The following is an 8,292-nucleotide window of genomic DNA, read 5'->3' on the forward strand; positions in this document are numbered from 1 at the left end:
CCCTCACCCCGCGCCCCGGCGGGCTCCGAACCCGCCCCGCCTTCTTCGGGAGAGCGTCGGGGAGGATCGGCGCCGGGCCGGGACGGCGCCCCCCGACGGGACGACGGTGAACCCGCCCACGCGCCGGGCCCTCGGAAGCACTCAACAGCGAGAATCATGGACATCTGCCCCGGCGTCTGCCCACTCGCGCAGATCAGCGGGTGGTCGTCTTCAACCGGGTCAGCCGTCTCGGCATGATCGTCGGCTTCACAGTCAGGTCCATCGCCGCTGAAGACCTGATCCGGAACTACGAACACCTCGGCGACATCGAGGCGGCAGCCACAGCCACCACGAAGGTCAACGAGATGCTGCAGGTGTTCAGGATCTTGTAGAACATCGCCGCGACGTCCCCCACGGATGCAGTCCCGCCTCTGCCCACACACTCCTGACCAGCCATACGAGCACACCTCCTCGGCCCAGCCACTGTCACCGGTGGCTGGGCCGCGTTGCGAGTCCACCCGGATGGGCGACAGCATCGGTACCAACCCGCCCCCACGGACATGTAGTCCATGAATTTTCGCAGTTCGGAGCCGGTATCCGAGCTCCTGCGGTCGGCAAAGTTGACGGCCCACTCATCCCGTTCGGATCGCTGTCCAGCCATCCGCAAGTTCCTCTTCTCGGCACCCGGGTGCCCTTGTGTCGACCCGTCCGAGGGCCCTGTGGAAGCCGACTTCTCCACGCTCGGCGATTGGATCCGTGCCGTGTGACCTGACCGAGTCGCCGGCTCAGATGCGGAGAAGAGACGGACACACCTCCGAGGGGCAGGCCGGTGGCACCCTGATGTGGTGATTCCGGGTCACCGAGTATCGCCACCAGCCATCGTCGCTTCCGTCGCTGTGAGGAAGGGAGCCGGAAAACAATCCGCTGCCGTGGCACGCGAGCGGCATGTGCGGTGAACCCTGCCCGAGCGGCGTGCGCCCCCTTTGTGCGCTGGTTGTCACCTTGTGTGACTCGCCCGGGCACAGCACGGTTCAGACGGATATTGCTCGGTGTCGTGCTGCAGATCACCAGGGGAGGGCGGTACGTCGTGGGTTCAGCCGGTCAATGGGCACATGAGACCTTCGGAGATATCGCCGGTGAACTGGCGGACATCATCCCGGCTTGTCTCCTCCGTGCTCATCATCGTGCCCGGACGGGGCAGGAAGGCGTTCACACCCAGACGCTTGAAGCCTACGGGCATGGCCTCTATGCGGTGCAGTATGAGGAACTGGCCGCCGGTATCTCCGGGCTTGGGGAAGCCGTACGCCTCCAAGGACGCACGATGATGCTCGTCCGCGGCCACCTGATCTATCCCCTCCGTTACGCGAAGAAGGACGTTCCCGTCACGGCTGCTCGTCTCCGTCGGGCAACAGGCTTTCGAGCAGACCTGATCCGCCGCCACGGTCCGCCTCCCCGGCAACAGGCATTTGACCTGGACTGGGGAGAACTCGACGACTCCGAGGTACATCCGGACCTGGAGCTGCTTCCCGAAGACGTACAGCTCGTTCTCATCGCCTATGCCTGCTCGATGGAGGCGGGCGTCATGCGTATCGAGTGGGGCTCCGCGGAGTTGCGCCGCGAGGATCGGTACCTGATCTGGCACCGTCATGAGCCGCTGCCCACCAAGGATTGACCCGGAGCGACAGAGGGGCGGATGCAAGTGTCAACGGCTCACGGAGCCGGTTCTAACTCCTGCGCCCCGCACTCCTCCTGCCCCCGTTCAGCGCAACCAGCCCTTCACCGTCGAAGTGCGCCTCACCACCGGACGCCTCACCACCGCCCGCTTCCTCGGCCTGCTCGACACGTGGAGGTCCCGGGTCTCATGCCCCTCGCCGGGCTCCCCGATCACGGGCCATCCGGTGCGGCTCGCTACGCGCCGCCGGCACCGAATCGTTGGTGGTCCGGTCCGGTGCGGGTGCCACCACAGCCGCACGGACAGGCGGAGCAGGCGGTGACGCGGGGGTGGTGGTGTCGCGTGAGTGGGGCGCGGTGGGTGGAGTTCCATATCGAGACAGTACGCAGGACGAGCACATGGGCAAAAGCTGAAATACCTATGTGATCGCCTAAAATTGACTCATGGATGTCTTCAAAGACATGTTTCATGACGTGCGGCCTCGGGGGGCCTCTATGTCTTTCGTCAAGCGGTGCGGGGGCTTCTCGGCTCGTAGAAGGTGCCGTCGCGGAGCATGGCGAACAGGACGCTGATGCGTTGGCGGGCGAGGCGGAGGAGGGCTTGGGTGTGGGTTTTGCCGCGGGCTCGGCATTTGTCGTAGTAGGTGCGGGAGGCGGGGTCGTGGAGGGCTGCGAACGCGGAGAGGAACATCGCCCGTTTCAGCTGCCGGTTCCCGCCTCTGGGCGCGTGTTCGCCGTGGATCGACGTGCCGGACTGCCGGGTGGCCGGGGCGAGGCCGGCGTAGGAGGCCAGGTGGCCTGCGCTCGGGAACGAGCCGGCGTCGCCGACGGTGGCCAGGAGGACTGCGGCGGTCCTGACGCCGATGCCGGGCATCGAGGTCAGGACCTTCGAAAGAGGGTGGGCCTCCAGCAGTGCTTCGATTACTTGTCTGGACATCTGTAGGAGTTCCCGTGACCTCTTCCCCGTCCGCCCTGCTCGGCGCCCTGGACCCGACAAGTGATCGAGCGGTGTTCCGACAGATCGCCGATCACCTGCGCGAAGCCATCGACAAGGGCCGCTTCACCGAAGGCGCCAAGCTGCCCTCGGAAGCGGAGTTGGTCGAGCACTACGGCGTCTCCCGGATGACCGTGCGCAACGCCATCTCCATCCTCCAGGGCGAGGGCCTGGTCCACGCCGAGCACGGCAAGGGCGTCTACGTCCGCCCCCGGCCCCCGGTGCGGCGCCTGGCCTCAGACCGCTTCGCCCGGCGTCACCGCGAGCAGGGCAAGTCCGCGTTCACGGTGGAGGCCGAAGCCGCGGGGAGCCGTCCGGAGGTCGATCAACTGGAGGTGCGCGAGGAACGGCCGAGCCAGGACATCGCCGCGCGGCTGGGCGGGGCCCGCAAGGTCCTGGTCCGCCGTCGCCGCTACCTGCTGGACGGCCGGCCGGTGGAGTTCGCCTCCTCCCACCTGCCGTTGGACCTGGCGCGCAACACCCCCATCGCGCAGCCCAACCCCGGGCCCGGCGGTATCTACGCCCGGCTGGAGAAGCTGGGGCACCGCCTGGAGCGCTTCGAGGAAGAGGTGCGCGCCCGGATGCCCGCCCCGGCCGAGGTGAAGACGCTGCGTCTGGCGGCCGGGGTGCCGGTGATCCACCTGATCCGCACCGCCTACGACACCGAGGGACGCGCGGTGGAGGTCTGCGACACCGTGATGGCCGCCGACGCCTACGTGTTGGCCTACCAACTCCCCGCCGAGTGACAGGGGCTTGGAGCGCTGTCCCGCACGGACTCGCAGGTGGGTCACATGCGTGCCGCGAGCGCGAAGGCCCTTTCGTCCGTTGGACGAAAGGGCCTATGACCAGGCGTTTTCCTGTGCCCCCGGCAGGATTCGAACCTGCGACACCCGCTTTAGGAGAGAGGCTGGGGAGTGGGGGCCCTGACGTGGAGCTTCGATACCTGGTCAGGCTGCCGAGAGCTCGACCGCGAGACACCCCCCTTGACCGTGGCTGATCCCTGTATCTGGCACGGTAGTGGCACGAACCTCAGCCGACGACAGCCAGCCACGATGGCGGGCGCGCCGACCGACCACGCACGCGTGTGCCTCGCTGCACCCCCACTGGCCTCAGCCACGTTGCCTTGAATCGTCGACCAGAGCAAGCCGCGACGTCCTAACCGTGATCGCTGACACCTGACGCTCAGGCTCACTAGCGGGCCCGAGGCAGGTATGCCTGGCCCTGAGGTGAGCGTCAAGAGTCCCAGCGGCTGCCTGCGCACCGAGGCGCCCAAATTTCATGGTTCGCCCTCACCTGCGAGGCTTGCAGCCTTAACATGCTATGCAGACTTCCACGGACGGGTGAGGAACCATATGCGAATCAGTCGCGTTCTCATCGAGAATTACCGCAACTTCCGATGCTTGGAAATCGACCCATTTCCTCCTGCGGCGGTAATTGTGGGAGAGAACGGTGTAGGTAAATCCAACTTCCTGCGCGCTCTGCGGCTTGTACTTGACCCCGACCTCCCCGACTCTGCGCGAGCTTTGCGACCAGAAGATATCTGCGACTTCTCTGAAGGATCCTATGAAACCGGAATCACGGTAAAGATCGAGGTCGACATCACAGACTTTGCCGGAAACCAAAAGGCTGAGGCTGCCTTTGATGGATGCTTTTCTGAGCGGAAGCCTCTGACAGCTCGACTGACGTACCTTTTCGAGCCGTTGGTTAAGATGGATGGGCAGCGCCCGGATAGTCTTACGCCTGATGACTACACGTGGGATATTTGGGCAGGCATCAAAGCTGACCGGGATGGAAAGCGCATCAGGCGAGACGTGAACTTCACTGTGCTACCTGCGATGCGCGACGCCGTCAGCGATCTTTCGCGATGGCGGGACTCCCCCTTGCAGGAGCTGCTGGATGCTCGAAAGCCGAATAAGGTGGCCCTTGCCGGCACGGCAAAAAGAGTGTCCGAAGCAATGGACCTCCTAGCCGGCGAGCCGGAGATCGCACAACTTGCTAGTGACCTTTCAGGACGGCTGATTGCCATGGCCGGTTCTCGCGTCGACATTAACCCGAAACTCGGTTTTGCGTCTAGTGATCCTGACCGCCTCTTGCGTTCTATCCGGTTGTTCGTCGATCAGGAACGCACCCGCAGCGTAGCGGATGCCTCGACAGGGAACGCGAACATTCTCTACTTGGCATTGCTCCTGGAGAGAGCGGCTTCGAGGAGAGATTCCGATGCCGTGTTGGATACCATTCTCGGAGTAGAAGAACCAGAAGCGCACCTGCATCCCGTTCTTCAGCGGCAGGTGTTCAGTTATCTCTTGCGCCACGAGTCTTCATTGATGGTTACGACCCATAGCCCTCATATTGCCGCTGTCTCACGCTTGGATTCACTGGTACTGCTGAGGCCGAGTAAGGACGGCGCCACGCAAGCGACCTTCACGGCGAGCACAGACTTCGATTCCAAGCTAAAGGCAGACCTTGAGCGTTATCTCGATGTAAGTCGTGCTGAACTCCTTTTCTGCTCAGGTGCAATCTTGGTAGAGGGAATTGCTGAGGTTTACCTTGTCCCTGCTCTGGCGAAAGCACTGGGATTTGATCTGGATGCGCATGGCGTGGTCGTAGCGAATATTACGGGCACGGACTTCCATCCGTTCAGACAGCTACTCGGACCGGGTGCTCTCAGGGTCCCTCACGTAATCATCACTGACGGAGACCCTACCAACAAGGAAGGGAAGTATATCCATCTCGGATTGCGCCGTGCCGCGAAACTGATGGAGTCGGGTAATGCGGTGGACTTTTCGCGCCGAGTGGATGAGGTGCTCGCAGCGGGGGAGCAAGCAAACACCTCAACGCTCAGAGCCGAAGCTGTAGAGGTTGGTGTATTCATCGGCCCCAAGACTCTAGAGGTCGACCTGGCCCCACTGCTCGTAGAGTTGATGATTGCTGCCCACGCTGACTTCGACGTGTCCGACCCCCTCAAAGCCGCCTTTGAGCAAGCTACGCGTGGTCTCGTTGGGGGCGATCAAACACACTGCGAGGAGTTTCTCAGGCGTATTGACTCCGTAAGTAAGGGCAGATTCGCTCAGCGTTTGTCCTCGCATGTGGAGAAAACTGATTTCTCACACTTTATTTCTCGGATGGAGGCGATCGTCGCCTCTATCATGTCCTCTCATTCTGAGCACGATAAGGACCGGCTTGTAACAATGAGTCTGTTCTCACAGTCCACCTTCGGACACCTTATTAGCGCACTCGACAGCATTTCTAGAGCTGTGCGGCAGCATGGTCTCTTTGATGCTAAGTCAGCGGAGGGTGGGGTTTCATGACTTCCCGTCCCCTCATGCGTCGGGTACTGGCTGCGGAAATTGAGGAACTGAACGACGAGCAAAGAGAGGCTGTGACATATAGAGGAAACCTAGTAGTCCTTGCTGGCCCTGGTTCGGGGAAAACCAGAACTCTGGTTGCCCGCGTCGGTTATCTACTTGAAACACAGGTAGAATTCCATCGGGGGGTGGCTACAATTACCTACACTAATCACGCCGCCCGTGAGATCGTGGATCGCCTCGGCCGGTTGGGAATCAAGCCGGGAAAGCGTTTGGCGTCGAGTACACTTCACTCCTGGTGTCTCGCTCATGTTCTTCGCCCTTACTCGGCACTTGTCAACCGTACTTCGCCAGACGATCTAATCATCGTTGATGACAAGACCAAGGAATGGATGGGGATTCTGGAGCAGAGCTTTGCACGCGCCGGGGTTATGGCCATTCCCCGATATGAGAAGCCAGCATTCACAAGAGCGAGACGCCGGCATGCTGTAGGTGACGCCGGTGACGTCCACGACCCAATGATCGACGCGTCGGTAGTTTTTGATCAATTGATGGACGAGAGGGGCTGGATCGATTTTGACATGATGATTTCTCGTTCGTTGTCCCTTCTTCAGGATTTCCCTGATATTGCAAGCCTTGTTGCATCAAAATTCCCGCATGTCGTGGTGGACGAATATCAGGATCTAGGTCCAGTGCTGCACTCGTTGGTTAGGGTCCTGGACCGTAGTGCGCACGTTAGAATTTCTGCATTCGGTGATCCTGATCAGACCGTCATGGGGTTTACCGGGGCGGATCCCAAGTATCTGCAAGAGTTGAAGGAAACGTTCCATAGTGTTTCCCTCAAGGTTAACTATCGAAGCGGTCAGGCCATCATTGCTGCCAGTCACGCCGTGCTAAAAGAGGCACGCGATCATGAAGCGCGTCCGGGGCGGGGCGATGCAGGGGTTATTGAGCCCATCTATGTTGACGGAGGCCTGTGGGCCCATGCAGAAGTTGTGGCGCGGAAAATCCTTCAGCTGGTAGTTAGTGGAATCCCTGCTCACGAAATCGCAGTATTGTACCCACGCAAGGGTCCCTTGCTTACGTCTCTCTTGTCCAAGTTCGCTGAATATGGGCTCGATTTCGTTCACGAAAAAGATGAGAAGCTTCCCGAAGGGGAGATGGCAGACTTCATCCGCGCTTGTGCCGCTCGGACCGTCTCCGGCTACCAGCCTCCTGAGATCGATTCGATCGCAGATGAGGTAAGAACACTAGGCGACTTGGCCCATCAATATGCGAGCATGCGGCGTGAGGCTGGATTGCTTGAACTTCCTCGACGAGAAGTTGATGCCGCTATGGCGAGGCTTCTCCAGTCGGCCCCTGATGAAGGTCAGCGAGATTTCCTGACTTGGTTTGATGAGCTAGTCAACGATCTCGAACTTGATTTGGTGGCTCGGCGAAGCCCTCGACGACTTAACGCGGAATCTGTTGCTGATTTCCGAGAATGCTGCATCAATCACGATCTTAAACTAACCGATATTGTAGTGGGGGCTCTTCGTACTGGACGATTCACTCTGACCACTTATCATGCAGCGAAGGGGAGGGAATGGCAGGTAGTGATTCTTCCGGGCCTCGTAGATGGCATTATGCCTGGTCGTTTCTGGGACAGGAAGCGGAAAACCTTCCCGGAGCCCCCACCTGACAGACTGGCTCAAGATCGCCTTGCGTTTTATGTAGGTTTGACGCGAGCGAAAGCGGCTGCTGTTTTGGTGTATGGAGAATTCTGGGAGACTGATTGGGGAACGAGAAACACCTTGGGTGTTTCAAGGTTCATGCTTGATGTCCTCGCGCACTTGTCGCCTGGATGATGAACTGGATTTCCGAAAAGTGATCGCGGCATGAAGAAATGCGTGATCTGCATCCATCCCTGCCATTAACGACTCACCGCTGAGCGCGCGGCACGGACACCGGCCGGGCTGGAGCGGGGCGGAGACAGGAGCGCAGGCCCGGCCGGGGGCCGGGCCGCACGCGGTGAGCGGAGCGAGCCGCCTTGATGACGTGGAGAAAGTTGTTACGCGTCGTTTCGTTGCTCGGCTTCGATGGCCTGGATGGTGGCTTGGGCTGCTGCGATGGTTCGGGTGAGTGGGTCGAGGATGTCTCGGCGGGCGGTTGTGATCAGCTCGGTGGTGTCGGGGTAGGCGGCCGGGCTGGTGGGGGGCCAGAAGCCGTGCGGTCCGTGCCGGGATGCCTCGTGGCAGGCGTGGAGGACGGTGTTGATGGCTGCGGTGATCTCGCGTTGGTGGTGCTCTTCGGTCTCAGCCGCCCGAGTGTTCGCGGCTTCGTCTTCGTCGGGTGGGTTCATGG

At 61.1% G+C, this 8,292-nt stretch carries 6 protein-coding genes, 1 tRNA gene and 1 pseudogene; 5 read left to right on the forward strand and 3 right to left on the reverse strand.

What is annotated here, in order from left to right; all coding sequences use genetic code 11:
- The first annotated feature begins 200 nt into the window (after nucleotides 1-200).
- Together FNQ90_RS06555 and FNQ90_RS06560 are read left to right on the forward strand one after the other, a co-directional pair.
- Nucleotides 201-371 (forward strand): hypothetical protein, encoded by a 171-nt coding sequence (locus tag FNQ90_RS06555; RefSeq protein ID WP_182605399.1) that lies wholly within the window; start codon nucleotides 201-203, stop codon nucleotides 369-371.
- Nucleotides 372-1,036: 665 nt separating this feature from the next.
- The gene (locus FNQ90_RS06560) at nucleotides 1,037-1,651 is read left to right on the forward strand and encodes a hypothetical protein (protein WP_228470922.1); all 615 of its coding nucleotides are present in this window, start codon (nucleotides 1,037-1,039) and stop codon (nucleotides 1,649-1,651) included.
- Nucleotides 1,652-2,155: 504 nt separating this feature from the next.
- On the opposite strand, the pseudogene FNQ90_RS06565 reads toward FNQ90_RS06560, so the two are convergent.
- Nucleotides 2,156-2,572: pseudogene (locus FNQ90_RS06565) on the reverse strand (transposase); the annotation flags it as partial.
- 29 nt (nucleotides 2,573-2,601) lie between these two features.
- Between FNQ90_RS06565 and FNQ90_RS06570 the strand changes: the two are divergent.
- The gene (locus tag FNQ90_RS06570) at nucleotides 2,602-3,390 is read left to right on the forward strand and encodes a GntR family transcriptional regulator (RefSeq protein WP_182605400.1); all 789 of its coding nucleotides are present in this window, start codon (nucleotides 2,602-2,604) and stop codon (nucleotides 3,388-3,390) included.
- 117 nt (nucleotides 3,391-3,507) lie between these two features.
- Here FNQ90_RS06570 and FNQ90_RS06575 read toward each other — a convergent pair.
- Nucleotides 3,508-3,580, reverse strand: a tRNA-Arg gene (locus tag FNQ90_RS06575).
- Nucleotides 3,581-3,996: 416 nt separating this feature from the next.
- Here FNQ90_RS06575 and FNQ90_RS06580 point away from each other — a divergent pair.
- Together FNQ90_RS06580 and FNQ90_RS06585 are read left to right on the forward strand one after the other, a co-directional pair.
- A complete protein-coding gene (locus FNQ90_RS06580; protein WP_182605401.1) occupies nucleotides 3,997-5,952 on the forward strand; it encodes an ATP-dependent nuclease in 1,956 nt (651 codons plus the stop codon).
- Nucleotides 5,949-7,796: an ATP-dependent helicase gene (locus FNQ90_RS06585; RefSeq protein WP_182605402.1), complete on the forward strand. Its 1,848-nt coding sequence runs from the start codon at nucleotides 5,949-5,951 to the stop codon at nucleotides 7,794-7,796. The genes FNQ90_RS06580 and FNQ90_RS06585 overlap by 4 nt, the downstream gene beginning before the upstream one ends.
- A 203-nt stretch (nucleotides 7,797-7,999) precedes the next feature.
- On the opposite strand, the gene FNQ90_RS06590 is transcribed toward FNQ90_RS06585, so the two are convergent.
- On the reverse strand, nucleotides 8,000-8,292 hold a 293-nt coding region (locus FNQ90_RS06590; RefSeq protein ID WP_228470921.1), incomplete at its 5' end, for a hypothetical protein.

The organism is Streptomyces alkaliphilus (genome assembly GCF_014141535.1).
Lineage (GTDB): Bacteria > Actinomycetota > Actinomycetes > Streptomycetales > Streptomycetaceae > Streptomyces > Streptomyces alkaliphilus.

Bases quoted from the DNA above. Each gene is read 5' to 3' on its own strand.
- FNQ90_RS06585 (WP_182605402.1), top strand. From the start codon at position 5,949: ATGACTTCCCGTCCCCTCATGCGTCGGGTACTGGCTGCGGAAATTGAG.
- FNQ90_RS06580 (WP_182605401.1), top strand. From the start codon at position 3,997: ATGCGAATCAGTCGCGTTCTCATCGAGAATTACCGCAACTTCCGATGC.